At 69.8% G+C, this 24,922-nt stretch carries 24 protein-coding genes and 1 pseudogene; 19 read left to right on the top strand and 6 right to left on the bottom strand.

All coding sequences use genetic code 11. The features are described 5' to 3' along the window. Positions 1 to 56: 56 nt before the first annotated feature. Positions 57 to 572: a 30S ribosome-binding factor RbfA gene (gene rbfA / locus BLQ39_RS02915; protein ID WP_092321586.1), complete on the top strand. Its 516-nt coding sequence runs from the start codon at positions 57 to 59 to the stop codon at positions 570 to 572. A 106-nt stretch (positions 573 to 678) separates the two neighbouring features. On the opposite strand, the gene BLQ39_RS02910 is transcribed toward rbfA, so the two are convergent. Beyond that, positions 679 to 1,566 (bottom strand): HhH-GPD family protein, encoded by an 888-nt coding sequence (locus BLQ39_RS02910; protein WP_241977265.1) that lies wholly within the window; start codon positions 1,564 to 1,566, stop codon positions 679 to 681. Between the two features lie 174 nt (positions 1,567 to 1,740). After that, positions 1,741 to 2,745, bottom strand: coding sequence for a ketopantoate reductase family protein (locus BLQ39_RS02905; protein ID WP_092321584.1), 1,005 nt, complete (start codon positions 2,743 to 2,745; stop codon positions 1,741 to 1,743). Between the two features lie 40 nt (positions 2,746 to 2,785). Here BLQ39_RS02905 and truB point away from each other — a divergent pair, with 40 nt between their 5' ends. Genes truB through BLQ39_RS02885 form a run of 4 tightly spaced genes read left to right on the top strand, consistent with a single transcriptional unit; the run spans position 2,786 to position 5,495 of the window. After that, positions 2,786 to 3,736 carry a tRNA pseudouridine(55) synthase TruB gene (gene truB, locus BLQ39_RS02900; protein ID WP_092321583.1) on the top strand — a complete coding sequence of 317 codons (951 nt, stop codon included), beginning with the start codon at positions 2,786 to 2,788 and terminating at the stop codon, positions 3,734 to 3,736. Beyond that, complete coding sequence (locus BLQ39_RS02895; protein ID WP_092321581.1) at positions 3,733 to 4,101, top strand: hypothetical protein; 369 nt, start codon at positions 3,733 to 3,735, stop codon at positions 4,099 to 4,101. Before truB ends, BLQ39_RS02895 begins: the two co-directional genes overlap by 4 nt. 21 nt (positions 4,102 to 4,122) lie before the next feature. Then, on the top strand, positions 4,123 to 4,569 hold the full coding sequence (locus BLQ39_RS02890) for a hypothetical protein (RefSeq protein ID WP_092321579.1): 447 nt from the start codon (positions 4,123 to 4,125) through the stop codon (positions 4,567 to 4,569). Continuing rightward, positions 4,566 to 5,495 carry a bifunctional riboflavin kinase/FAD synthetase gene (locus BLQ39_RS02885; RefSeq protein ID WP_092321578.1) on the top strand — a complete coding sequence of 310 codons (930 nt, stop codon included), beginning with the start codon at positions 4,566 to 4,568 and terminating at the stop codon, positions 5,493 to 5,495. The genes BLQ39_RS02890 and BLQ39_RS02885 overlap by 4 nt, the downstream gene beginning before the upstream one ends. A 73-nt stretch (positions 5,496 to 5,568) precedes the next feature. Here BLQ39_RS02885 and BLQ39_RS02880 read toward each other — a convergent pair whose 3' ends face one another. After that, entirely contained in the window at positions 5,569 to 6,264 is a 696-nt protein-coding gene (locus BLQ39_RS02880) for a maleylpyruvate isomerase family mycothiol-dependent enzyme (protein ID WP_092321576.1), read from the bottom strand. Between the two features lie 62 nt (positions 6,265 to 6,326). Between BLQ39_RS02880 and BLQ39_RS02875 the strand changes: the two genes are divergently transcribed. Further along, positions 6,327 to 7,559, top strand: a complete 1,233-nt coding sequence (locus BLQ39_RS02875) for an MFS transporter (RefSeq protein ID WP_092321575.1) — start codon at positions 6,327 to 6,329, stop codon at positions 7,557 to 7,559. On the opposite strand, the gene BLQ39_RS02870 is transcribed toward BLQ39_RS02875, so the two are convergent. Beyond that, a complete protein-coding gene (locus BLQ39_RS02870) occupies positions 7,556 to 8,503 on the bottom strand; it encodes an ROK family protein (RefSeq protein WP_092321573.1) in 948 nt (315 codons plus the stop codon). The genes BLQ39_RS02875 and BLQ39_RS02870 overlap by 4 nt on opposite strands. Before the next feature lie 124 nt (positions 8,504 to 8,627). Here BLQ39_RS02870 and BLQ39_RS02865 point away from each other — a divergent pair, with 124 nt between their 5' ends. From BLQ39_RS02865 to BLQ39_RS02820, 10 genes are all read left to right on the top strand, one after another. Continuing rightward, entirely contained in the window at positions 8,628 to 9,578 is a 951-nt protein-coding gene (locus BLQ39_RS02865) for a sugar-binding transcriptional regulator (RefSeq protein WP_092321712.1), read from the top strand. 25 nt (positions 9,579 to 9,603) lie between these two features. Continuing rightward, complete coding sequence (gene deoC, locus BLQ39_RS02860) at positions 9,604 to 10,620, top strand: deoxyribose-phosphate aldolase (RefSeq protein ID WP_092321572.1); 1,017 nt, start codon at positions 9,604 to 9,606, stop codon at positions 10,618 to 10,620. Positions 10,621 to 10,628: 8 nt separating this feature from the next. Then, a complete protein-coding gene (locus BLQ39_RS02855) occupies positions 10,629 to 12,188 on the top strand; it encodes an aldehyde dehydrogenase family protein (protein WP_092321570.1) in 1,560 nt (519 codons plus the stop codon). Continuing rightward, entirely contained in the window at positions 12,185 to 13,048 is an 864-nt protein-coding gene (locus tag BLQ39_RS02850; protein ID WP_092321569.1) for an aldehyde dehydrogenase family protein, read from the top strand. Before BLQ39_RS02855 ends, BLQ39_RS02850 begins: the two co-directional genes overlap by 4 nt. Before the next feature lie 306 nt (positions 13,049 to 13,354). After that, positions 13,355 to 14,869 carry an SDR family oxidoreductase gene (locus BLQ39_RS02845; RefSeq protein ID WP_092321567.1) on the top strand — a complete coding sequence of 505 codons (1,515 nt, stop codon included), beginning with the start codon at positions 13,355 to 13,357 and terminating at the stop codon, positions 14,867 to 14,869. Between the two features lie 83 nt (positions 14,870 to 14,952). Beyond that, complete coding sequence (locus tag BLQ39_RS02840) at positions 14,953 to 15,861, top strand: glycerophosphodiester phosphodiesterase (RefSeq protein WP_092321566.1); 909 nt, start codon at positions 14,953 to 14,955, stop codon at positions 15,859 to 15,861. A gap of 69 nt (positions 15,862 to 15,930) precedes the next feature. Further along, positions 15,931 to 16,491, top strand: a complete 561-nt coding sequence (locus BLQ39_RS02835) for a GDSL-type esterase/lipase family protein (protein WP_092321565.1) — start codon at positions 15,931 to 15,933, stop codon at positions 16,489 to 16,491. A 19-nt stretch (positions 16,492 to 16,510) separates the two neighbouring features. Further along, complete coding sequence (locus BLQ39_RS02830; protein WP_092321564.1) at positions 16,511 to 18,376, top strand: DUF2207 domain-containing protein; 1,866 nt, start codon at positions 16,511 to 16,513, stop codon at positions 18,374 to 18,376. A gap of 217 nt (positions 18,377 to 18,593) precedes the next feature. After that, a complete protein-coding gene (locus tag BLQ39_RS02825) occupies positions 18,594 to 20,777 on the top strand; it encodes a DEAD/DEAH box helicase (RefSeq protein WP_092321563.1) in 2,184 nt (727 codons plus the stop codon). Positions 20,778 to 20,871: 94 nt separating this feature from the next. Beyond that, positions 20,872 to 21,900 carry a 6-phosphofructokinase gene (locus BLQ39_RS02820; protein ID WP_092321562.1) on the top strand — a complete coding sequence of 343 codons (1,029 nt, stop codon included), beginning with the start codon at positions 20,872 to 20,874 and terminating at the stop codon, positions 21,898 to 21,900. A gap of 104 nt (positions 21,901 to 22,004) precedes the next feature. Here BLQ39_RS02820 and BLQ39_RS02815 read toward each other — a convergent pair whose 3' ends face one another. Beyond that, the gene (locus BLQ39_RS02815) at positions 22,005 to 22,259 is read right to left on the bottom strand and encodes a mycoredoxin (protein WP_092321561.1); all 255 of its coding nucleotides are present in this window, start codon (positions 22,257 to 22,259) and stop codon (positions 22,005 to 22,007) included. 55 nt (positions 22,260 to 22,314) lie between these two features. Here BLQ39_RS02815 and BLQ39_RS02810 point away from each other — a divergent pair, with 55 nt between their 5' ends. The 3 genes from BLQ39_RS02810 to BLQ39_RS02800 are packed head-to-tail and all read left to right on the top strand — an operon-like array spanning position 22,315 to position 24,309. Next, on the top strand, positions 22,315 to 22,788 hold the full coding sequence (locus BLQ39_RS02810) for an 8-oxo-dGTP diphosphatase (RefSeq protein WP_092321560.1): 474 nt from the start codon (positions 22,315 to 22,317) through the stop codon (positions 22,786 to 22,788). Continuing rightward, positions 22,781 to 23,977: an inorganic phosphate transporter gene (locus BLQ39_RS02805; RefSeq protein ID WP_174775352.1), complete on the top strand. Its 1,197-nt coding sequence runs from the start codon at positions 22,781 to 22,783 to the stop codon at positions 23,975 to 23,977. The genes BLQ39_RS02810 and BLQ39_RS02805 overlap by 8 nt, the downstream gene beginning before the upstream one ends. Next, on the top strand, positions 23,974 to 24,309 hold the full coding sequence (locus tag BLQ39_RS02800) for a peptidase (protein ID WP_092321558.1): 336 nt from the start codon (positions 23,974 to 23,976) through the stop codon (positions 24,307 to 24,309). Before BLQ39_RS02805 ends, BLQ39_RS02800 begins: the two co-directional genes overlap by 4 nt. Before the next feature lie 178 nt (positions 24,310 to 24,487). Here BLQ39_RS02800 and BLQ39_RS02795 read toward each other — a convergent pair. Further along, positions 24,488 to 24,922, bottom strand: a pseudogene (locus tag BLQ39_RS02795) (HNH endonuclease signature motif containing protein); the annotation flags it as partial.

Genomic DNA, 24,922 nt, shown 5'->3' with positions numbered 1-24,922 from the left:
GCGGGGACCCCTGGAAAGCTTAAGAGCGTCAGAGTTTTGGGAAAAGGGAGTTAGTCATGGCAGATCCGGCACGCGCCAGGAAGATGGCGGACCGCATCAAGGTCATCGTGGCCAAGCGTCTCGAACGCGGCCTCCGCGATCCGAGACTTGGTTTTGTGACCATCACGGACGTCAAGGTGACCGGCGACCTGCAGCACGCCTCGGTCTTCTACACGGTCTACGGCAACGAAGAGGAGCGCACGGACAGCGCCGCGGCGCTCAAGGCCGCCACGGGCATGCTGCGCAGCGAGGTGGGCAAGAACATCACCGCCAGGCTCACGCCGTCCCTCGAATTCATCGCCGACGCCATCCCGGAGAATGCCGCGCTGATCGACGACCTCCTGCGTGAGGCGCGCGACCGCGACACCGAGGTGGAGCAGCTTGCCCGCACGGCCCAGTATGCCGGCGACGCAGACCCGTACAAGTCTCGCGATCTGGAAGAAGCCGACGACGACGACGCCGACGATGACGACGCCGATGACGACGACGACGCAGACGAGCCCGTGTCCCGCGGGGCGCACGCCGCCGACTAATCCGTCGGCCGCCACTCACTGATCGACACACCGAGGGGTCGCAGATCGACCTTCGTTGGCCGGTTGAAGGTCGATTTGCGACCCCTCAGGCGCGACCGATCCGCCGTCAGTGCGGCAGGGTGTAGCCGCCCGGCGCCCGGACGGCGAGTCCGTCGGCCAGGAGGCCGACCAGGGCGCGCCCGCGCTGGGCCCGGTCGGGCCAGAGTCCGTCGATCTCGGCATCCGTCACCGGATGCCGCGTCGCCCGCAGCTCGGCCATGATCAGCCCGCGCACCTGCCGGTCGCTTCCCGCGAATTTCTTCTGCACGGGCTTGCGAGGCCCGGTGCTTTCCGGGTAGCCCGCCGCCCGCCAGGCGCACGCATTCCGAATCGGGCATACGTCGCAGCCGGGCTTCCGGGCGGTGCAGACCAGGGCGCCGAGTTCCATGATCGCCGCGTTGAAGGCGGCCGCCTCGCCTCGGCTCTCCGGAAGCAGCACCGACATGGCTTCGAGGTCGCGCCGCCCGGACGGCGGAGCGGGTTCGCCCTGGCCGCCGACGGCCCGCGCGATGACCCGCCTCGTGTTCGTGTCGACGACCGGATGCCGGTGTCCGTACGCGAAGGCGGCGACCGCCCTGGCCGTGTAATCGCCGATGCCGGTGAGGGCCAGCAGCGCGTCGACGTCGTCCGGAACCTCACCGCCGTGGCGCTCGGTGATCTCGACCGCGGCAGAATGCAGCCAGAGTGCGCGCCGCGGGTAGCCGAGGGTCGCCCAGGCGCGCACCGCCTCGCCCGGAGGCACGGCTGCCAGATCGGCTGGCGTGGGCCAGCGATCGAGCCACTCCTCGAGCCGGGGGATGACGCGACTGACCGGGGTCTGCTGCAGCATGAATTCGCTGACCAGGGTGCCCCAGGCGGAGAAGCCCTCGCGGCGCCACGGCAGATCCCTGCCGTGGGCGTCGAACCAGGCCGTGATCGACGGGGCGATGGAGGGCGTGTGGGCGGCGGCGTTCACCCTTCCCAATCTAGGGTCGATTCGCGACGTCAGTCTCCGAACCCGTCCACGCCTCCCCGCCGAACTGTGAGTTTGGCACCCTAAACGCCCAGGGAAGGTGCCAAACTCACAGTTCGGCGGAGGGATACGACGGAGGTCAGGGGGCGGAGGCGGCGAGGGACGGGGAGGGGGCGGCTAGAGGGGGAGGGCGTCGACGCGGGCGATGACGTCGGCGGGGGTCAGGGAGGCGCCGCGAGTCTCGACCTCGTGCACGAGGGCGGTGAGCAGCGCGTTCACCGGCGCGGCGACGCCGGCGATGCCCGCCTCCCGCACGATCGCTCCGTTGAGGAAGTCGATTTCGGTGCGCTGGCCGCGGCGGATGCTCTGCTGGGTCGAGCCGAGGTTCGGCACGTTGCCCATCCGCGCCCGCATCATCCGCGGCAGCAGTTGGCCCAGCCACAGCGGCAGCAGCGAGAATACCCGCAGCCGCCGATGGCCGAGCCCCTGCAGCGCGCCGAAGTGCACGCCTCGCTTCAGACCGACGCGAACGGCCTCCCGCATGCTCGCCGTCATCACCCGGCGCAGGCCGGCATGGTCGACGACCGCCTGCACGCTCAGCCCGGTGATGGCCGGCAGTGCGTTGAGCATGTTCACGATCAGCTTGGTCCACTGGGCGCCCACGAAATTGTCGATGGCAGTGACCGGCACCGCCTCGGCAAGCACGGCCTGCCATGCGCGCGCAAGCGCGTCGGCCGGGCCGCTCCCGCGGCCGAGGTAGCTCGGAGCCGCGGTCGTCACCGTCACCCGACCCGGTTCGGTGTAGTTGGCCGCGATGATCACCAGGGCGCCGAAACAGTCGGAGTGGGGGAGCAGCCGTTCCGCCGTGCTCACCCCGTCCAGGCCGTTCTGTACGACAATCACCGGCGACCCGTCGATGAACGCGGCGTTTGCCGAGATGGCGGCCGCGGCATCCTGAGCCTTGGTGCAGACCAGGGTCAGCTCGGGCGTCTCCACAAGCCGCTCGAGGGCGCGCGGCCTCGCCTCCGCGTCGCCGAACGCGCCGGACAACCGGATGCCGTCGGCGCGGATCGCAGCCAGCCCGGGGCCGCGCGCGGTGACGGTGACGTCGTGGCCGGCTCGGGCGAGCAGGGTCGCGAACGTGCCGCCGAGGGCGCCCGCTCCGATCACCGCGATTCTCACGGCTCACATCCTACGGGGGCGGCGCTGGTAGCCTCGACGTGTGACCAGCGGCCTCCTCCTCATCGACAAGCCGCAGGGCTGGACCAGCCACGACGCGGTCGCCCGCACCCGGCGCCTCGCCGGAACCCGCAAGGTCGGCCACGCCGGGACGCTCGACCCGATGGCGACCGGCCTGCTCATCCTCGGCGTCGACAGCTCCACCCGCCTGCTCACCTACATCGTCGGGCTCGACAAGGAATACCTGGCCACGATCCGGCTGGGCGCGTCGACGACGACGGATGACGCCGAGGGCGAGCAGCTCGTCCGCGCCCCCGCGGAGACCGTTGCGGCCATCCGTCCGGGGGCCGTCGAGGCCGGCATCGCCACTCTCACCGGTTTCATCAGCCAGCAGCCGAGCGCGGTGAGCGCGATCAAGGTCGACGGCAAACGGGCCTACGCGCGCGTGCGGGACGGCGAAGACGTCGAACTCCCGGCCAGGCCGGTCACCGTCAGCGTGTTCGAGCTCCTCTCGAGCACCGCGGTGGACGGATTCCTCGACCTGGAGGTGCGGGTCGTCTGCTCCTCCGGCACCTACATCCGTGCCCTCGCCCGCGACCTCGGCGCCGCGCTCGGCGTCGGCGGACACCTCACCAGCCTGCGCCGCACGCGGATCGGGCCTTTCCGGCTCGAGGCGGCCCAGCCCCTCGACGAACTGGACGTCGCGTCCGCGCTGATCGGTCCCGCCGACGCGGCAACGCGGCTGCTCGGCCGCCTCGACCTCAGCGAACAGCAGGCGATCGACCTCGGCCACGGCAAGCGCATCACCGTCGACCCGGCGGGCAGCCAGGCGGGCCCGATCGCGGCGATCGCGCCCGACGGACGTCTGATCGGACTGGTCGAGTACCGCGGCGACCAGGCGAAATCGCTGATCAACTTCCCGCCCGACGAGGCCGCGCCCGACGAGGCCGCGCCCGACGAGGCCGCGCTCTCGGATCAGGCGGATGTCACATGATCGAGTGGTTCGCCTGGCTACAGCTGGCGGTCGCGGTGCTCGGCGGCGCTCTCTGCGTCGGACTCGGGCTGGCCGGCCGTAAACCGACCGACCTCACCATGGGGGCGACCGCCCTGGTCGAGGTGCTGCTCCTCGCGCAGCTGGTCGTGGCCGTCGTCGCCCCGCTCACCGGCAACACCGCGAGCGGAAGCCTGCTCGAGTTCTACGTCTACCTGATCAGCGCCATCCTGCTGCCCCTTGCTGCCGGGCTGTGGGCGCTGATCGAGCGCAGCCGCTGGAGCACGGTCATCCTGGGCGTGGCGTGCCTGTCCGTCGCGGTCATGCTCTATCGGATGCTGCAGATCTGGACAGTGCAGTCCGCCTGATACTGCGATAATTGACTAGCGATGACTGAACTACGGCCCCAGACAGCTGCCCGACCGAATCGAGTGACCGGCGTCGGCCGACTCCTGATAGCCGTGTACGGGGTGCTGGCGCTGGCCGCCACGGGGCGCTCCTTCGTGCAGATCGTCGGAAAGTACGAGCAGGCCCCACTGGCCTACTCGCTGTCCGCGCTTGCCGCGGTCGTGTACATCGTGGCCACGGTCGCGCTCGTCAACCGGGGTCGCGGCTGGTACCGCACGGCCTGGATCACGATCACGTTCGAGCTGCTCGGCGTGCTCGTCATCGGCACCCTCAGCCTCGTCGACCCCGCCCTCTTCCCGCACGACACCGTGTGGTCGGTCTTCGGCCGCGGGTACCTGTTCATCCCGCTCGCGCTGCCTGTCCTCGGGATGTGGTGGCTGGCCCGCCACCCCGTGACCGGGGTCGAGCCCGTGACGAGCGACGCATGAAGACGTTCCATGGGATAGCAAGGATCCCGGCCGACTGGCCGGCATCGGCGGTCAGCATCGGCAAGTTCGACGGCGTCCACGTCGGCCACCGAGCCGTGCTGACCGAGTTGAAGACCGTCGCCCGGGCGCACGGACTTGTTGCCGTCGTCGTGACCTTCGACCGGCATCCGCTGGCCCTCTTGTCGCCGGCCACCTGCCCGGAGGCGCTCCTCAGCCCACGGCAGAAGCTCGAGCTGCTGGCCGAGACCGGCGTCGACGCCACGGTCGTGCTGGAGTTCAACGAGGCCCTCGCCTCGCTGCCGCCCGAGGCGTTCATCGAGAAGGTCCTCGTCAAGGCGCTGCGCGTGAGGCAGGTCCTGGTCGGCCGGGACTTCCGATTCGGTGCCAAAGGCGCGGGCGACGTCACCCTGCTGCAGCGACTCGGCCGCCGCTTCGGTTTCGACGTGCGGCTGGTCGACGACGTCAAACCCGACGAGGTCACCAGGGTCTCCTCCTCCGTGGTTCGCGGGCTGCTCCTGGCGGGCGAAACGCAGGCCGCCGCCGAGCTGCTCGGGCACGTTCACTCCGTACGCGGAGTCGTCGTTCACGGTGCCGCCCGCGGCCGCGAGCTGGGCTTCCCCACCGCGAACCTGTCGCCCGACTCCGAGGGACTCGTGCCGGCCGACGGCGTCTACGCGGGCTGGCTGACGGATGACGGCACCCGGTACCCGGCGGCGATTTCGGTGGGCAACAACCCGACCTTCGACGGCGTGGCCCAGAAGCAGGTCGAGGCCTACGTGCTCGACCGCGACATCGACCTGTACGGCCATGTGGTGGAGGTGGCATTCGAAGAACGCATCCGCGGCATGGTCGCCTTCACCGGCATCGAGCCGCTGATCGCACAAATGCGCGACGACGTGGACCGCGTCCGAGCCCTCCTCGTCTGACCCCCGCCTCTTCCCCCTTCCCACTCCCCGCGAAACCGCAGTCGTGCGCGTTATTCGCGACGTTTAGCGCGCACTACTGCGGTTTCGCGGGAGGGGGAGAGGCGGCGGGAAGGGGAGAGGCGGGGAGGGGGCCTCGATTGAAGAGGAACAGCACGATCTCCTCGGCCGTGCCGGGGAGGGCCGGGCCGCGGCCGACGCTCCAGTCGGCATCCGTGGCCACAAGGGTGCGGCCGTGCAGGACGGCCTTGATCCCGGTGGGTGCGATCAGGCTCCGCCGGAGGGCGACGGCGCCGGAGGCGGTCGGTGCGAGCATCAGGCTGAGCCCGAGCGGGCGGGCGATGTCGTAGCCGTGCACGACGGCCTCGGTGAGTTCGATGATGCCGCAGCGCCCGCGGCCGGCGGCCTTGTCCGCCGCAATCTGCCGGATCCGGGCGACCAGGTCCGCCGGCGCCGCCTCGGCCGCCGCCCGACTCACCACGTCGATTGCCCGGTTCGGATTGACGAAGTGGCCGAGGTAGGCGCGGGCCGCGGTGTGCACGAGGTCGCGGCTGGAACTGCCCAGGCGCCAGACGATGTGGCCGGCGACATCCCTCACCCGCCATTCCGCGCAGAGGCTCGGCGCCTCCCACTGCTCGGCCGCGAGCCCGTCGAGCAGGTCCGCGGTCGCTGTGAGCGTGGCAGTGAGGTGACCGCTCCAGTTGGAGTTCGCGCCGGACTCGTCGCCGGCCGGGCGTCGGCTGAGCGGGAGGTACTTCGCGAGGTCTGCCATGGGTCCAGCCTAGGCGCGGGATACCGGGCGGGGGAGGGCGTCCGGGTCCCTAGACTTGCCCGGTGACCGAAACCCGAGCCCGAAGCCTGTGGGCCGGTCGCACGCTGGCCCTGCTGGGCATCCTGCTCGTGGCCGCGAACCTGCGCACGGCCGTCGCCGCGCTCTCGCCGATCATCACCCGGATCGACGTCGACATCCCCCTCGAAGCCCTGGCCATCGGTGTCGTCGGCATGCTGCCGCCGGTGTGTTTCGCCCTGTTCGGCATCTTCACCCCGATGTTCACGAAGCGCCACGGACTCGAGACCGTGCTCGCGCTCTCGCTCGTCGCCCTGCTGATCGGCCACCTGGCGCGGGGCCTGTCCGGCTCGCTGGCCGTGCTGCTGCTGGGCAGCGTGGTCACCTTCGCCGGCCTGGGCGTCGGCAACGTGCTGTTGCCGCCCCTGGTGAAGAAGTACTTCCCGGATCGGGTCGGCCTGGTGACGTCGTTGTACGTCACGGTGATCTCGTTCAGCACGCTGGTGCCCCCGCTCGTTGCGGTCCCGGTGGCGGATGCCGCCGGCTGGCGCGTCTCGCTGGCCATGTGGAGCGTCCTCGCCCTGATCGCCCTCGTCCCGTGGATCACGATGCTCGTGCGCCACCGCACCCGGAGCGTGCCGACCCCTGTTGTCGAGGAAGCAGAACCGGCCCTCCTCGGCCGGATTCGGCACTCGAGCGTGGCCTGGGCGATCGCCGCCGTCTTCGCCGTCTCGTCCCTCAACGCCTACTCAATGTTCGCCTGGCTGCCCCAGCTGCTGGTCGACCGGTCGCTTGTGACGGAGGGGGAGGCGGGCACCCTGCTGTCCCTGTTCGCGGCCATGGGCATCCCGTGCGCGGTGATCATCCCCGTGCTCACCGCGCGGATGAAGAACGTCGGCCTGATCGTGTACGCCGGCGCGTTCTGTTTTGTGATCGGATACCTCGGCCTGATCTTCGCGCCCGCGCCGCTGACCTGGCTCTGGGTGTCGGCGACGGGCCTCGGCCAGCTGCTCTTCCCTCTCGCGCTCGTGCTGATCAATCTCCGTACCCGCACGCACGAGGGCGCCGTCGCGATGAGCGGCTTCGTGCAGGGAGTCGGTTACACGCTCGGCGCGTTCGGCCCGCTGGTGGTCGGGGTGCTGCACGAGCTGACCGGCGACTGGCTGGCGCCGCTGATCTTCCTCACGGCCACTGCGCTCGCGGTGACCGTCGCCGGCGCGGTCATCGCGCGGCCGCACATGCTCGAGGACGACCTGAACCGGGCCCGCACTCCGGACTAGGGGACCAGTTCGGCGCGGTGGATGAGCGCAGCGGCGCCGATCAGCGGCCCGTCGGCGGTCAGGGCGGAATGCACGACCCTCACCTTCGTCGCGAAGGCGAACTCGGTGCGTTCGGCGATCGCCTCGCGGATGGCGTCGAACAGCTCGGGTGCCACATGCGAGAACCCCCCGCCGATCGCGACGAGGTCCAGGTCGACCAGGTTGGTGGCCGAGGCGATCGCCTGGCCGATGGCACCGCCGCTCCGCCGTACGGCGCGCTCCGCGATCTCGTCGCCGGCCGCGTAGGCGGCAGCGAGGTGCTCTCCGGTTCGGCCGGACCAGCCCTGGGCCCTGGCCCAGGCGACGGTCCGCGGTCCGGATGCGATCGCCTCGAGGCAACCGCGTCCGCCGCAGGCGCACGGGTCGTCGAACCCGCCGACCTCGACGTGGCCGATGTGGCCGGCATTGCCGGTCGGGCCCGACACCGTCCGGCCGTCCAGGATGAGGCCGCCGCCCACCCCGGTGGAGACGACCATGCCCATCAGGTTGCCGACGCCCTGGCCGGCGCCGAGCCAGTGCTCGGCGAGCGTGATGCAGAGGCCGTCCAGCCGCAGCCGCACCGGGACATCCGGGACGAGCCCCAGCACCAGGTCGCGCAGCGGGAACTCGCGCCAGGCCGGGAGGTTGAGCGGGGAGACCGATCCCGAGGCGACCGTGATCGGGCCGGCGGAGCCGATTCCCACGCCGACGAGGGTCGCCCCGGCCGGCAGGCCGGCCAGCGCCAGGGTGACGGCCGACGTGACGCTGCGCGCGAGCTCCTCGCTGGTGGCGGTCGGTCCGGTGGGGGAGCGGTTCCGGCTCCCCGGGAGCAGGTTCCCCCGGTGATCGACGAGGACGGCTTCGACCTTGGTTCCGCCGAGATCCACGGCGAGAACGGCTCTGATCGGCCCGGTACTTGAGGTCATGTTCCGAGCCTAGGGCGTGACCGGGCAGCCCCTCCTGCTCATATGAGCAATATGCCCCACAGCTGTTGTTCGGATGCTCCGTGACTCTTAGGCTGGGGGACGACGCGAATGGAGAGTGCCCCGGGTGATCAATACCGACGAGTTGATGTCCATTCGTGCCGCCGAGCTCTACTACGAAGAGAACAAGACGCAGGATGAGATCGGATCGATCCTGCGCCTCACCCGCTGGAAGGTCGGCCGGCTCCTCGCCCAGGCGAAGGCGAGCGGATTCATCCGGATCGAGATCGTGCATCCGCGCGCCCGGCGGCTTCCCGTCGAACGCCGCCTCCGCGAGTCGACCGGCCTGACGGACGCCATCGTCGTGTCGTCGGTCGGCGTGGCCAACGACGAGGAACTCCAGTCCCGCACCGCGCAGGCGGCTGCCGACTACCTCACCGGACTCCGCCCGATCCCGCGCACCCTGGGCATCAGCTGGGGCCGCACCCTCCACGACGTGTCGCTGCACCTCAAGCACGGCTGGGCCCCCGGGGTCGACGTCGTGCAGATCAACGGCGGCGTCAGCCTGAACAAACGTGCGGGCACCGCCGCGACGACCGCGGTCACCATCGCCCACAAGGCGTTCGGCGCGGCGACCCTGCTGCCGAGTCCGGCCATCCTGGAACGGCTGGAAACGAAGCAGGCGATCGAATCGGACCGCGCCGTGGCCGCCGTCCTCGAACAGGCGGCCGGGGCATCCGCATACCTCTACAGCGCGGGCCAGGCCGACGCCCATTCCGCGCTCGTCGACAGCGGCTACCTGAGCCCGGACGAGGTGGCGGAGCTCGTGCGCAGGGGGGCTGTGGGCGACATCGTCGGCCGCTACATCGACAAGAACGGCGACATCGTCGACTCCGAGCTCGACGAACGCACGCTCGGCATCCAGCTTGAACAACTGCGGCGGGCGACCCTCGCCATAGCCGTGATCTCCGGCGGCGCCAAGCACGCCGTCGCCCGCGCGATCGTCGGCAGCGGGCTCTGCACCGTGCTGGTCACCGACGAAGACACCGCCCGGGCCCTGCTCGGCGACGACGTATGACACACACCAACCGCAAGGACAACTCATGACTAGCAGTCAACTGGCCGCACGCCTGGCCCCCCGCGACCGCACCCTGGCTCTGCTGGGCGGTGAGGCCACCGACGCGAACCTGCGCCGCTACCTGCACGGCATCCCCGGGATCGACGCCGTCGGCCTCGAACAGCGCGCGGCCGACCTCGGCAGCCGTTCGATCAAGACCACCTCGAAGAAGTTGGCGCTCGACACGACCATCGGGCTGATCGACCTCACCACCCTCGAGGGTGCCGACACCCGAGGCAAGGTGCGTTCCCTCGTGGGCAAGGCCCTCACCCCGGATGCCGGCGACCCGGACTGCCCGCGAGTGGCCGCGGTCTGCGTGTACGGCGACATGGTCCCGCACGCCGTCGAGGCCCTCGGCTCCGCCCACGCGGCAGGCACCGGTAACGGCATCGCCGTCGCCGCCGTCGCCACGGCCTTCCCGAGCGGGCGTGCGTCGCTCGCCGTCAAGCTGGCCGATACCGCCGACGCGGTCGCGGCCGGTGCCGACGAAATCGACATGGTGATCGACCGGGGGGCGTTCCTCTCCGGCCACTATGGGCGCGTCTTCGACGAGATCGTCGCCGTCAAGGAGGCCTGCCGGCGGCAAGACGGAAGCCACGCGCACCTCAAGGTGATCCTGGAGACCGGCGAACTCAACACCTACGACAACGTGCGCAGGGCGTCCTGGCTCGCCATCCTCGCCGGCGGCGACTTCATCAAGACCTCGACCGGCAAGGTGGCGCCCGCGGCAACCCTCCCGGTGACCCTGTCGATGCTCGAGGTGGTGCGCGACTGGCACCGCCTGACCGGCGAGAAGATCGGCGTCAAGCCGGCCGGCGGCATCCGCACCTCCAAGGACGCGATCAAGTACCTCGTGACCGTCGCCGAGACCGTGGGCGAGGAGTGGCTCCAGCCGCACCTGTTCCGCTTCGGCGCGTCCAGCCTGCTCAACGACGTGCTGCTGCAGCGCCAGAAGATGACGACCGGGCACTACTCCGGCCCCGACTACGTGACGATCGATTAGGACATCCCATGAACTTCCTTGATTACGCCCCGGCCCCGGAGTCGCAGGCGATCCTGAACCTCCGTTCGGACTACGGCCTGTTCATCGACGGCGAATTCGTCGCCGGACGAGGCACACCCTTCCAGACCATCAACCCGGCCACCGAGAAGCAGATCGCGATGATCGCCAACGCCAATGCGGCGGATGTCGACGCCGCCGTGGCCGCAGCACGCCGCGCCTACACCGGTGCCTGGTCCCGCCTCTCCGGCAGCGACCGCGGAAAGTACCTGTTCCGCATCGCCCGACTCGTGCAGGAACGGGCCCGTGAACTGGCCGTGGCCGAGAGCCTCGACAACGGCAAGCCGATCAAGGAGAGCCGCGACGTCGACGTTCCCCTCGTCGCAGCCTGGTTCTTCTACTACGCCGGCTGGGCCGACAAGCTCGATCACGCCGGGCTCGGCCCGAACCCGGCCTCGCTCGGCGTCGCCGCCCAGGTCATCCCGTGGAACTTCCCCCTGCTCATGCTGGCGTGGAAGATCGCGCCGGCGCTCGCCGCGGGCAACACGGTCGTGCTGAAGCCCGCCGAGACGACCTCGCTGACCGCCCTGCTCTTCGCCGAGATCCTGCAGCAGGCCGACCTGCCGCCCGGGGTGGTCAACATCATCACCGGCGCCGGCGACACCGGGCAGGCGCTCGTCAACCACCCGGATGTCAACAAGGTCGCCTTCACCGGCTCGACCGCGGTCGGCCGGGCGATCGCCCGCTCCGTCGCGGGCACCGACAAGAAGCTCACCCTCGAGCTCGGCGGCAAGGCCGCGAACATCGTCTTCGACGACGCGCCGATCGACCAGGCCATCGAGGGCGTCGTCAACGGCATCTTCTTCAACCAGGGCCACGTCTGCTGCGCCGGCAGCCGGCTCCTGGTGCAGGAGAGCATCCACGACGAGGTCATCGACCGGCTCAAGGACCGCATCTCCACCCTCCGCCTCGGCGACCCGCTCGACAAGAACACCGACATCGGTGCGATCAACAGCGCCGACCAGCTTCGGCGCATCACCGAGCTCACCGCCATGGGGGAGCAGGAAGGCGCCGAGCGCTGGAGCGCCGACTGCGCCATCCCGGAGAACGGCTTCTGGTTCGCGCCGACGATCTTCACCAACGTGTCGACCAGCCACCGCATCGCCCGCGACGAGATCTTCGGACCCGTGCTCTCGGTGCTGACCTTCCGCACACCCGCCGAGGCCATCGCGAAGGCGAACAACACCCCCTACGGCCTCTCCGCCGGCATCTGGAGCGACAAGGGCAGCCGCATCCTGGCCGTCGCCGACAAGCTGCGCGCCGGCGTCATCTGGGCGAACACCTTCAACCGGTTCGACCCGGCCAGTCCCTTCGGCGGCTACAAGGAATCCGGGTACGGACGCGAGGGAGGCCGCCCGGGCCTGGCCGCGTACCTCAAGCCGGCGCCGTACCTCAAGCCGGCGCCGAGCCGTCCGCGTTCGGGCACCGCTCCTGCCGCCTCCGCCACTCCCGCAGCCCCCGCAGCCCCCGCAGCCCCCGCCGTTTCCGCTCGAAAGAAGGCCGCCAAGTGACCCGCCTCGCCATCCCCAAGACCTACAAGCTCTACATCGGCGGCAAGTTCCCGCGCAGTGAGTCCGGCCGCGTGTACGAGATCCTCGCGAAGAAGGGCGACTTCCTCGCCAACGCGGCGAAGGCCTCCCGTAAGGATGCCCGCGAGGCGGTCGTGGCGGCCCGGGCGGCAGTGGGTGGCTGGGCCGGCGCCACCGCCTACAACCGCGGCCAGGTGCTGTACCGGATCGCGGAGCTGCTCGAGGGGCGTCGCGCGCAGTTCGTCGACGAGATCGTGCAGACGGAGGGCGTGAGCGTCGCGGCGGCATCCGCCCAGGTCGACGAGGCCATCGACCGCTGGGTCTGGTACGCCGGCTGGGCCGACAAGTACGTGCAGGTTGCCGGCAACGCGAACCCGGTTTCCGGACCCTTCTTCAATATTTCGGTTCCCGAGCCCACGGGTATCGTGGCGATCGTCGCCCCGCAGGCCGGTGGCTCGCTGCTCGGCCTCGTCAGCGTCGTCGCCCCGGCACTGGTGGCCGGAAACACCGTCGTGGTCATCGCCAACGAAACCATGCCGCTGTCGGCGATCAGCCTGAGCGAGGTGCTCGCGACCAGCGACGTGCCCGGCGGGGTGGTGAACATCCTGACCGGTTCGCCCGCCGAGATCGCGCCCTGGCTGGCCAGCCACGCGGATGTCAACGCGCTCGACCTCGTCGGGGCCGGAGCCATCGACTGGGTCGACCTGCAGATCGCGGCCGCCGAGACGCTCAAACGCGTGCTCCCACCGGAGAACGGCCCGGATGCGGCGACCCCGTCGATCGACCGGATCGTCGCGTTCACCGAGACGAAGACCGTGTGGCACACGAAGGGCCTGATCTAACCCGATCCGATCCACCCGGTGCCGCACCGGGCGGGGTGCACCTAGTCGGTGACCCGCCCGGCCTGGGCGCCGCCGAGGGCCCTGCCTGCTCGCTGTGACCGCGAACAGGACATACAGGTAGCTGACGAGCACCATCGTTCAGAAGAAGAACCCAACGAAATCCCATAAACTCGCCCAAAAATCCATGGACTTTGCCTTTCGGGGACAGTGGCCCGGCGCCCGGTCACGGGACCGTGACGGTCAATCGGGCCCTGATGCCGCACCAAATACCACCGGAGGATCAGGCGCGACACCTAGACTGCCGCCATGACTTCACGACGCGTCCTGGTCACCGGAGCAACGGGTTACATCGGCGGCCGGTTGGTACCCCTGCTGCTCGAGGCGGGTTTCACGGTGCGCGTACTCGTGCGTTCGCCGCAGAAGCTGACGGATGTCCCCTGGGCCGGCCAGGTCGAGATCGTCCGGGGCGACCTGGCGGACCCCGGATCGTTGCGGGAAGCCTGCGCCGACGTTGACGTGCTGTACTACCTCGTGCATTCCATGGGCGCCCGCGGGGACTTCGAGGCAACGGAGCGCACGGCCGCCGAGAACGTCGCGGCAGCCGCGGCAGCCGCCGGCGTCTCCCGGATCGTCTACCTGGGCGGGCTCCACCCCGATACCGACACGCTCTCCCCGCACCTCCGGTCGCGCGCGGAAGTGGGCAGGATCCTGCTGGCCTCGGGCGTGCCGACGGCAGCGTTGCAAGCCGGCGTGGTGATCGGATCCGGCTCGACGTCATTCGAAATGATCCGCCACCTCACCGACGTGCTGCCCTACATGCCGGCGCCCAAATGGGTGCGCAACCGCATCCAGCCGATCGCCGTGCGTGACGTGCTCTACTACCTCGTGGCCGCCGCCGGTCTCCCGGCCGACGTCAACCGCACCTTCGACATCGGCGGCCCCGATGTGCTCCGGTACGGCCAGATGATGAACGGCTACGCGCTGGAGGCCGGTCTCCGGCAGCGCCCGATCGCGGCCCTCCCCGTGCTCACGCCCTGGCTGGCATCCCAGTGGGTCAACCTGGTCACGCCCATCCCGCGCAACCTCGCCATCCCGATCATCGCGTCGCTCCAATACGATTGCGTGGTGGGCGAGCGGGACATCGACACGTACATCCCCCGGCCCGAGGGGGGCCTGACCGGGTATCGGCGCGCCGTGCGGCTCGCCCTGGGCCGGATGCAGGGCGGCGAGGTCGAAACGAGCTGGCGGAACGCGTCGATCGAGGGCGCCTCGAGCAACCCGCTGCCCAGCGACCCGGACTGGGCCGGACACCTCGTGTACACCGACCTGCGCCAGAAGCGCACGCCGGCGAAGCCGGAGGCCCTGTGGCGGGTGATCGAGGGCATCGGCGGGGAGAACGGCTGGTATTCGTTCCCGCTCGCTTGGGCCGTCCGCGGCTGGATGGACAAGGTTGTCGGCGGAGTGGGCCTCCGCCGCGGTCGCCGCGATCCCGACCGCCTGCACACCGGCGACGCGCTCGACTTCTGGCGGGTGGAACGCATCGACCGCGGCCGCTTCCTGCGCCTGCGAGCGGAGATGCGGGTGCCCGGCCGCGCGTGGCTCGAGCTGAGCGTCGAACCCACGGATGACGGCGGGGCGCTCTACCGGCAGCGCGCCATCTTCTTCCCCCGAGGGCTCGGCGGCCGGCTGTACTGGTGGTCGATCCTCCCGTTCCACGGCATCATCTTCAGCGGCATGGCCAACCGGATCACCGAAGAGGCCGCCGCAGAGGAGTCAGGCCCGGCAGAAGTCACCCCCGAGCTGGGGCAGCGTCGCAGGTAACGGAACGATAACGGGTCGCGGTAGAGTGACCGGACTGTCCGCCGCAGCGTGGCGCCGGGCAGCCAGAGAGGCTCTACCCTGCAATGAGCGCATTGAGGTCCGTCCGCGGCATGTCCCTCCTGTTCGCGATCCCGGCGACGGCCCTCGTGGTCCTCGTGCTCGTGCTCGGTCCGCTCACCGAGCGGGTCGAGGCCGTCGACGTTTTCGGAACGCTCCGAGCGCCGGGTGAAGGCGCCTTCGTGGCCGGCCACCGCGGCGACGGGTCCGCGGCGCCGGAGAACACCATGCCCGCCTTCGACCTAGCGCTCAGCGGACCCATCGAGTTCGTCGAGACCGACGTGCAACTGAGCAGCGACGGCGTGCCCGTCCTCTTCCACGACGTCACGCTGGACCGAACGACCGACGGTCACGGAAGCGTCTCCGACCACACCGCGGCCGAGCTCGCGAGGCTCGACGCCGGCGCCTGGTACGGCAAGTCCTATGCCGGCACCCGGATCCCCACCCTCGACGCGTTCCTCGCCCGCGTGGCGGAATCGGACAAGAAGGCGCTGGTCGAGCTGAAGTTCGGCTGGACGGTGGAGCAGGTGCGCACGGTCACCACCCTGATCGACCGCCATGACGTTCGGTCGAGGGTCGTGCTGCAGAGCTTCAGCCTCGACACCCTGGCCAATCTCCAAGTCGCGGCGGCGCGCTACCCGCGGATCATGCTGGTGCGGGAGCTCCCGGGCGACCCTGTGCCGATGGCCCGCCAGTTCGGTGTCATCGCGCTCGCGACCACGGCGGCCGCGGTCCAGAATGCGCCGGATGCCGTGCGGCTGCTGCACGAGGCGGGGCTCGGCGTGATCTGCTACACGCTCAATTCCCGGGACATGTGGAGCGAAGTGCGGGACCACGGGGTCGACGGGATCATCACGGACACGCCCGGCGACCTCGAGTCGTGGCTGGCCGGCACGGGGCCCGGGACCGGGCGCGCGGCCGGTTCCGCAACCTAGCATCGGCTGGGAGTGCTAGCCACCCCGCCCCGTTGGGGGCATGATGGAGATGGTTTGAGGGAGGCCTGCATGTCGGGATCGATAGTTTTTCTCGGGGACGGACTCACAGCGGCTGGCCGCTGGGAGGAATCGCTTCCGACGTTCGAGGTGCAGAATCTCGGTGTCGGCGGGGACACCACCGACGAGGCCATTGCCCGGCTGGATTCCGTCGTCGGCATGGCACCGGACGCCGTCGTGCTGCTGATCGGCACTAACGACCTGGGCTGGCGCCGGTCGGACGAGTATGTCGTCCGCAACATCGAGACCATCCTCGTGACCCTCCGCAAGCGCCTCCCGCATACCCGGCTCCTCGTGCAGTCCGTGCTGCCGCGCGAGCGTGAATTCGCGACCACCATCCGGTCGATCAACCGCCACCTCCGCCAATTCGCGCCCACCCAGCACGCGCAGTACCTGGACCTCTGGCCGGCGATGGCCGAGCCCGACGGCGAACTGTCTGCCGCGTTCACCAACGACCGGCTCCACGTCAATGACGAAGGCTACGCGGCGTGGGTCGCCGAACTCGGCCCGGCGCTCGAGACGCTCTTCCTGCACGCACCGACCACAACGGCCATACCGATCCAGCACGCCTGATCGTCGGTAAGGTGGGCGCATGCGTCGAGTAGCCCTGCTCCTGGTGGCGCTGTTCGGCGCCCTCGCGCTCGTTGTCGGGTCGATGGGCGGCGCGGCCGCGGCATCCACAGCGCGGGTTTCCGTCATCGGCGCGGTGCACCAGGGCACCGAGCACTTCACGTTCGACTCCTGGCACTCGGACTTCCGGCTCGGCCTCTCCGCCGACGGGCGCTCGACGCTGACCACAACCGAGGCGATCGTGGCCAGGTTTCCCGACGCCGACCAGAACCGGGGCATCCGTCGCGCCATCCCGACCCACTACGACGGGCATCCGACCGACCTGACGGTCGAGAGCGTCACCGACGGCACCGGTGCGCCGCGCGACTACGAGACCGAAACGAGCGACGACGGCGGGTTCCTGATGGTCACGATCGCGGCCGACGACTTCGTTCACGGCGCCCAGACGTACACGATCAGGTATCGCCAAACCAACGTGACGCTGTTCCCAAGCAACGCCGACGACGAGGAGTTCTACTGGGAGGTGAACGGCTCCGGGTGGGCCCAACCGTTCGGAGAGGTGAGCGCGACGCTGCACGTGGCCCCCGAACTCGTCCCGAAGCTCACCGGGGCCACCAGCTGCTACCAGGGCGCCAGTGCTTCCGGCGAGTCCTGCGCCACGCTCACCAGCGAGGCGGACGGCGACCGTTGGCGGATCGACGTAAGTGCCGGCAGCCTCGGGCCGCAGGAGGGCCTGACCCTGGCGGTCGGCTTCCAGGCCGGGACCTTCCTGCCCAGGGACGGCTCGTTCACCGCTAGCCCGTTCCCCGGCATCGGGCTCGGGGCGGCCCTGCTCGGCCTGGCCGCGATGGTCGTGGCCGGGATCGCCCGCCTGGGCCGGTGGCGCAGCCAGCCGGGGAGGCCGACGATTATCGCCGAGTACCTGCCACCGAAGGGCGTCAACCTGCTCGAGGCGGCGGACGTGGCGCGGGCCACCACCAAGGCCATGGCCGCCCAATTCCTCAGCTTCGCTGTCCGCGGTAACGTGCGCGTGCTCGAGGTGGAGGGCAAGAAGCATTACCAGCTCGAATTAGAGCACGCCGACCAGGTCGACGAGGCCGAGCGCAGCATCCTCGCCAGGCTCTTCCCCGGGCTGCAACAGGGCACCCGCCGTGACCTCAAGGCGAGGGACGCGAAGCTCTCGCTCGCCCTGCAGCGCGAGCTGCGGGCATCCCGCAAACGGATGCTCACCGCGGGTCTGCGGCAGAAGAAAGGCGGCGCCCTGCGCGTCTGGCTCATCGCCCTCGCCGTGGTCTCCGGCATCGTGAGCATCGGCGCGAGCGCCGTCGCGATCGGCAGCGAGATCGGGGGAGCCTGGCCGATCCTGGTCCTCATCCTGGGCGCGGCGTTCTCCGGCGGCATCCTCGCCCTGACGGCCAGCGTCCGCCCGCTCACCGCCGCGGGGGCGGAGCTCCGCGACTACCTCAAGGGCGTGAAGGTGTACATCGCGCTCGCCGAAGCCGACCGGCTTCGGGTGCTGCAGAGCCCGGAGGGCGCCCTGCGCTCGCCGTACCGGCCCGACCAGGCGGCGCTGCCGACCGACGCCGGCGCCGAGGGAACGCCGCAGGTCCTGAAACTCTACGAACGACTCCTGCCCTTCGCCGTGCTGTTCGGCCAGGAGAAGCAGTGGTCGCGGGTCCTGGGAGAGTACTACGAGGCCGGCGGAACCCAGCCCGGCTGGTACAGCGGACCAGGCGGATTCAACGCCGGCTATTTCGCGGCCGGTATCAGCTCGTTCGCCAGCACCACCTCGGCCAGCTGGTCGGGCAGCTCGTCGAGTTCCGGCTCCGGCGGCGGGGGTTCGGTCGGCGGCGGCGGCGGCGGCGGCGGAGGCGGCGGAGGAGTCTGACCCGCGCGCGTGCCGGTGCTCGGGCACCGCCGCGTGGGCGTACACTGAAGGCGCGCCTGAAGGACCCGGTCACCGTCTCGACCGTGCACCTGCATCACAACCGCAGTTGCACGATGCTCGCCTCAGGGTTCGGCGCATCGATCGCACCGGCATCCGCGGATGCCGCGACACGACGAGCGAGTGCTTCCGCACTCGCTCTGAAGTGAAGTGGAGAAGCATGGCTAACACCCGCCACCAGGCCTCAGGCTCGGCCAGCCGAGGCAGCGCCCCCAGCAGGGGCAGCCGCCAGCGGCCCAGGTCCCGCGACGACGATGCCCCGATCATCCCGATTCTCGCGCGCAAGGTGCGCGAAGTGGAGGCGAAGGCGCAGGCCGGCGGCAAGCTGGGCCCCACCAACCGCACCAAGTACCAGGTCATCGCGCTGCTGATGCGCGAGGAACGCGCCAGGGTCAAGGGCGACTCTGAACTCGGCGACGTGAACCGGGCCGAACTGCTCAAGCGGCTGGACGGCATCGCCCAGATTCTGGCCAGGACGGCCGCCAGGGACACCAGCCTGATCACTCTGCTGGAACCGGACGCCGGGGTCTCCACCGTCGCCCAGCGTTTCCGCCGCGACTGGCTGCTGGAATCCGGCGCCGAGCTGAGCCCCGACGAACTCATCATCACCCGCGAGGCGGAGGCCAAACCGGAACTGCCGCAGAACCAGGTCGTTCCGAAGTCGGTCAAGGCCAGGCAGCTTGCGAATCCCTTTCTCGCCCCCGATTTCAGCGCGGCGCAGGCGCGCCCCGTCGTTACCGTTCGCCGGCTGGCCAACTGGGAACTGCTCGGCCCGCTGTTCAAATCGTTCGAGTACGGCTCCGGCGGACAGGCTGCCACCATGGCGCTGCCCGAGGCGCCCCGGCTCGACCGGCTGTCCCCGCGGGGCATGGAACTCATGCACCACCAGGCCAGGTTCATCGAAAGCGCGCGCCTCGGCCACCGCAGCTACCTGCTCGCCGACGAGCCGGGCCTCGGCAAGACCGCGCAGAGCCTGCTGGCCGCATCCGTCGCCGGCGCCTACCCGCTGCTGGCCGTCGTGCCGAACGTCGTCAAGATGAACTGGGCTCGCGAGGTCGAGCTGTGGACCCCGCACCGCCGGGCCACCGTCATCCACGGTGACGGCGACACCCTGGACGCCTTCGCCGACGTCGTCATCGTCAACTACGACGTGCTCGACCGGCACCGCACCTGGCTCGGCACCCTCGGTTTCAAGGGCATGGTCGTTGACGAGGCGCACTTCATCAAGAACCTGCAGTCGCAGCGGTCCAAGCACGTGCTGGCACTGGCCGAGCAGATCCGGCGGCGCACGCCCGGCGGCAACCCGCTGCTGATGGCCCTCACCGGCACGCCGCTGATCAACGACGTCGACGACTTCCGGGCGATCTGGCAGTTCCTCGGCTGGATCGACGGAGACAAGCCGGCGCCGGCCCTGATGGCGAAGCTCGAAGAAATCGGCCTGACACCGGCCGATTTCGGCTTCTACGCCGAGGCCCGCAAGGCCGTCATCGACATGGGCATCGTGCGACGGCGCAAGGTGGATGTCGCAGCCGACCTGCCGGCCAAGCGCATCGCCGACCTCCCGGTCGAGCTCGATGACGACCTGGGACGCTCCATCCGCCAGGCCGAGCGGGAACTGGCCGCACGCCTCGTCACCCGGTACAACGCACTCGTGGCGGCCAGGCACCCGGGGACGGCGCCGGCGGACCTCGACGACGAACAACGCACCGCCTACATCCGGGCCGTCGCCAACGCCGAACTCGAAGAGTCCAAGGGCCAGACGACCGGCGAGAACGTCTTCACCATGGTACGCAAGATCGGCCAGGCGAAGGCCGGCCTGGCGGCGGACTACGCCGCCCAGCTGGCGCACTCCGTCGGCAAGGTCGTCTTCTTCGCCAAGCACATCGACGTGATGGATGCCGCGGAGAAGATCTTCGCCAAGCGCGACCTCCGCACGGTGTCCCTGCGCGGAGACCAGACCGCGGTGGCACGCCAGGCCGCCATCGACGCGTTCAACAATGACCCGGATGTCGCGGTCGCGGTCTGTTCGCTCACCGCGGCCGGCGTCGGCGTCAACCTGCAGGCCGCGTCGAACGTGGTCCTGGCCGAACTCAGTTGGACCGCCGCCGAGCAGACCCAGGCGATCGACCGGGTGCACCGCATCGGCCAGGACGAGCCCGTCACCGCGTGGCGGATCATCGCCGCGCACACCATCGACGCCCGCATCGCCGAGCTCATCGGGAGCAAGCAGGGCCTCGCCGCCCGGGCGCTCGACGGCTCGGAGGAGGAGATCTCCTCGGCCGACTCCGTGCAGGCCAGCGCGCTCATCTATCTGCTCGGTCAGGCGCTCGACGGCGAAATATAGGGTTCCTGATTTGAATCCGGTCGCCCGGAGGCAGCATGATATGTAGGCGGTGACTGGCGCCGACATGAATTCGTGTGCATGAAGGAGCGGCCCAATGAAGATCGGTATCCTCACCAGCGGTGGTGACTGCCCGGGCTTGAATGCGGTGATCCGCGGTGCGGTGCTCAAGGGCGTGCGCGTGCACGATGCCGAGTTCGTCGGCATCCGCAACGGCTGGCGCGGCCTCGTCGAGGGCGAGTTCATGAAACTCGACCGGCACAGCGTGCGGGGCCTCTCCCGCCAGGGCGGGACGATCCTCGGCAGCTCACGAACGAACCCGTTCGAGGGCGAGAACGGCGGGCCGGAGAACATCCAGAGGATGCTCGACGCCGAAGGCATCGATGCGGTCATCGCGATCGGCGGCGAGGGAACCCTCACCGCGGCGCGCCGCCTGACGGATGCCGGGCTGAAGATTGTGGGCGTGCCCAAGACCATCGACAACGACCTGGCCGCCACGGACTACTCGTTCGGCTTCGACACGGCCGTGGAGATCGCCACCGAGGCCATCGACCGTCTCCGCACCACCGCGGAGTCGCATGGCCGCTGCATGGTCGTCGAGGTCATGGGACGCCACGTCGGGTGGATCGCCCTGCACTCGGGCATGGCCGGGGGCGCGCACGCGATCCTCATCCCCGAACAGCCCAAGACCATCGAGCAGATCTGCGGGTGGGTGGAGCACGTCCGCGACCGCGGCCGAGCGCCCCTGATCGTCGTCTCCGAGGGCTTCCTGCTCGCCGGGATGGAGGAGGCGCACTCGACCAAGGGCCTGGACGCCTTCAACCGCCCGCGTCTCGGCGGCATCGGGGAAATCATCGCCCCGATGATCGAGGAACGCACCGGAGTGGAGTCGAGGGCCACCGTGCTCGGCCACACCCAGCGCGGCGGCGCCCCGTCGGCCTACGACCGGGTGCTCGCCACCCGCCTCGGCCTCGCGGCCGTCGACGCGATCTACGCCGGCCAGTGGGGCTCGATGGTCTCGCTCAAGGGCACGGACATCGAGATCGTCAGCATCGCGGACGCGACCATCGGCCTGAAGACCGTTCCCGACGCGCGCTACGACGAGGCCGCAGTCCTCTTCGGCTGACCCCTGCCCGACCAACCCTCATGCCGCGAAACCGCACTTGTGCGCGTTATGACCGCCGTTTAGCGCGCACAACTGCGGTTTCGCGGGAAGGGGAGAGGGGGGTGTCAGGCGAGTTTGGTTTGGATGTGGGCTAGCGAGGGGTTCGTCGCGGCGGAACCGTCGGGGAAGAGCACCGTCGGCACCGTGCGGTTGCCCCCATTGAGGCTCATCACCAGCTCGGACGTGCCGTCGACTTGCTCGACGTTGACCTCGGTGTAGCCGATCCCGGCCCGGTCGAGTTGCGACTTCAGGCGCGAGCAGTAGCCGCACCAGGTCGTCGTAAACATGGTGATCATTCCGGAGGCGGGCACAAAGTCCATCCCCGAAGCCTAACCGGGCGCCGCTGGGAGCTTGCCCGCCACTACGATTGGCTCCATGAACTTGCCCCAGGTGTGCGTGTGCTATCTGACACGACGCTCTCCGGACGGTACGCAGCAGGTGCTGCTCGGGCGCAAGAAGAAGGGCCTCGGCATCGGCAACATCGTCGGTCTGGGCGGCAAACTCGAGCCGGGCGAATCGGCTCTGGATGCCGCCGTCCGCGAGGTCGAGGAGGAATCCGGCCTGGTCGTGACGACCGCGGCCCTCGTTCCGCTCGGCGTGCTGACCTACCTGTTCCCGCACCGGGAATCGTGGAGCCAGGAATCGAACGTGTTCGTCTGCACGGAATGGACCGGCACCCCGCGGGAGTCCGACGAGCTCAACCCCGAATGGTTCGACGTGGCGACCCTGCCCGTCGACGAGATGTGGGATGACGCCCGGCACTGGCTGCCGGGAGTGCTCGCCGGGACTCCGGTGCGCGCAACATTCACGTTTGGCGAAGACCTGGAGACGGTTGTGGCTCGTGCCTGAATTGACCCTCATCGTTGTGCTGGTGATCGCCCTGGCGCTCATCTTCGACTTCACCAACGGCTTCCACGACACGGCGAACGCGATGGCGACCCCGATCGCCACCGGCGCGATGAAGCCCAAAGTCGCCGTCATGGTCGCGGCCGTACTCAACCTGATCGGCGCGTTCCTGTCCACAGAGGTCGCCAGGACGATTTCCGGCGGCATGATCAAGGAGGGTGAGGACGGCATCCTGATCACCCCGGAGCTCATCTTCGCCGGCCTGATCGGGGCCATCGTCTGGAACCTGATCACCTGGCTGCGCGGCCTGCCGTCCAGCTCGAGCCATGCGCTCTTCGGCGGACTGATCGGAGCCACCGTCATCGGCGTCGGATTCCAGGCGGTCGACTACGACGTCGTGATGGCCAAGGTCATCCTGCCGGCGATCATCGCCCCGATCATCGTGGGGGTTGTGGCCTTCATCGCGACCCGGCTCGCCTACGCCGTCACCCGCCGGGAGGTGGGCCGGCCCGACGGCCGCGGCGGCTTCCGTTACGCGCAGGTCTTCTCGTCGTCGCTCGTCGCCCTCGCGCACGGCACCAACGACGCGCAGAAGACCATGGGTGTGATCACCCTGACCCTGATCGCCAGCGGATACCAGACCGTCGGGACCGGACCGGAGTTCTGGGTCATCGCGTCGTGTGCGCTCGCGATCGCGATCGGAACCTACACGGGCGGCTGGCGCATCATCCAGACCATGGGACGCGGCCTCACCGACGTCAAGCCGGCCCAGGGCTTCGCCGCGGAGACCAGCACCGCCGCCACCATCCTCGCCTCCAGCCACCTCGGGTTCGCCCTGTCGACCACCCAGGTTGCCTCCGGCTCCGTGATCGGGTCCGGCCTCGGACGCCGTGGCTCGACCGTGCGCTGGGGGATGGCGGGCCACATAGCGCTCGGCTGGGTGCTCACCCTGCCTGCCGCCGGCATCATGGGCGCGTTCGCCGCCGGTCTGGCCCTCCTCGGCCCGGTCGGGATCGTGCTCGACGTGATCATCGGTTCGATCGTCGTCGCCGGCATCTACTGGTGGTCGCGCAGCAGCCGGGTGACACACCACCATCTGCTCCACGACATCGACGACGCCGGTCACGTGGTGAGGATCACCAAGACCCCGCGGAAGCCGGCTCGCCGGGACCGAAAGAAGGTGGCCCTGTGATCGACTGGCTCGCGTTTGTCGTTGTCGCCGGCGCCTCGCTCATCTCATCCGCCCTGATCGTGACCCTGTACTCGCTCGGCCTGCGCCTGATGACCAGCGCGGGCCGCAGCCCGGTGGTGGGCCCCGCCGAGTTCACCGGGGCGATCACCGTGCTGACCCCGAAGCGGGCGGCCAAGGAGGCCAAGCGCACGCGCAAGGCCCTCGCCGCGAACCCGCTCACCGACGATCAGAAGAAGCTCGCCCTGGTCGGCGCATACGCCTGTTTCGCGCTCTGTGTCGGTGCGGTGCTGTTCGGCGTCTACCTGATCGTCCCGGCGCTCCACGGCGGCTAGCTACCGCAGGCCCTCCAGCTGAGTTGTCCGCCTGCTCCTTCAGCCCTCAGCCCTCAGTGCTCCTCGCGGGTCGGGCCGTCGGGCGCGTCGGCTTTGCGTCGGAGTTCGGCGCTGATGGCGGTGCCGATTATGGTCTCCGGCTCGGTCACGTAGGTGTGGCCGGTCGGGGTGGTCCAGGTCAGGGTGCCGGTTCCGTCGGAGGCCTGGCTGACTTTCCAGCCGGCCTCGTGTTTGAGGGCGTGGCTGGCGGGGCAGAGGTGGGCGAGTTGTTGTGGTCGGTTCGTCTGCCGAATGCCCAGTCGAGGCCGTGGTCGATGTCCGAGCGGCTGGCCGCCCGGCTGCACCCGGGGTGCCGGCAGGTGCCGTCCCGCACCTGAAGCATCGTGCGGAGCGAGGCGGGGATCGTGTACCGGTCCCGGCCCACCGAGAGCACCGCGCCGGTCTCGGGGTGGGTCAGGATCCGCACCGCGCTCGGACACTTCGCCGCCAGCGCCCTGGCCGTGTCGGGATCGATCGGCCCGTACCCGTCGAGGCTGCCGGGCTCCTCGGTGACACCGAGGAGGGTGAGCATCGGGACCGTCACGATCAGGTTCGGCCGCAGCCCGCCCAGGCT

Origin of the sequence: Cryobacterium psychrotolerans, assembly GCF_900101115.1 — a bacterium.
GTDB classification, from domain to species: domain Bacteria; phylum Actinomycetota; class Actinomycetes; order Actinomycetales; family Microbacteriaceae; genus Cryobacterium; species Cryobacterium psychrotolerans.
Note: the sequence above shows the minus strand (reverse complement) of the source record. Positions and strands in the feature narration are given on the sequence as shown.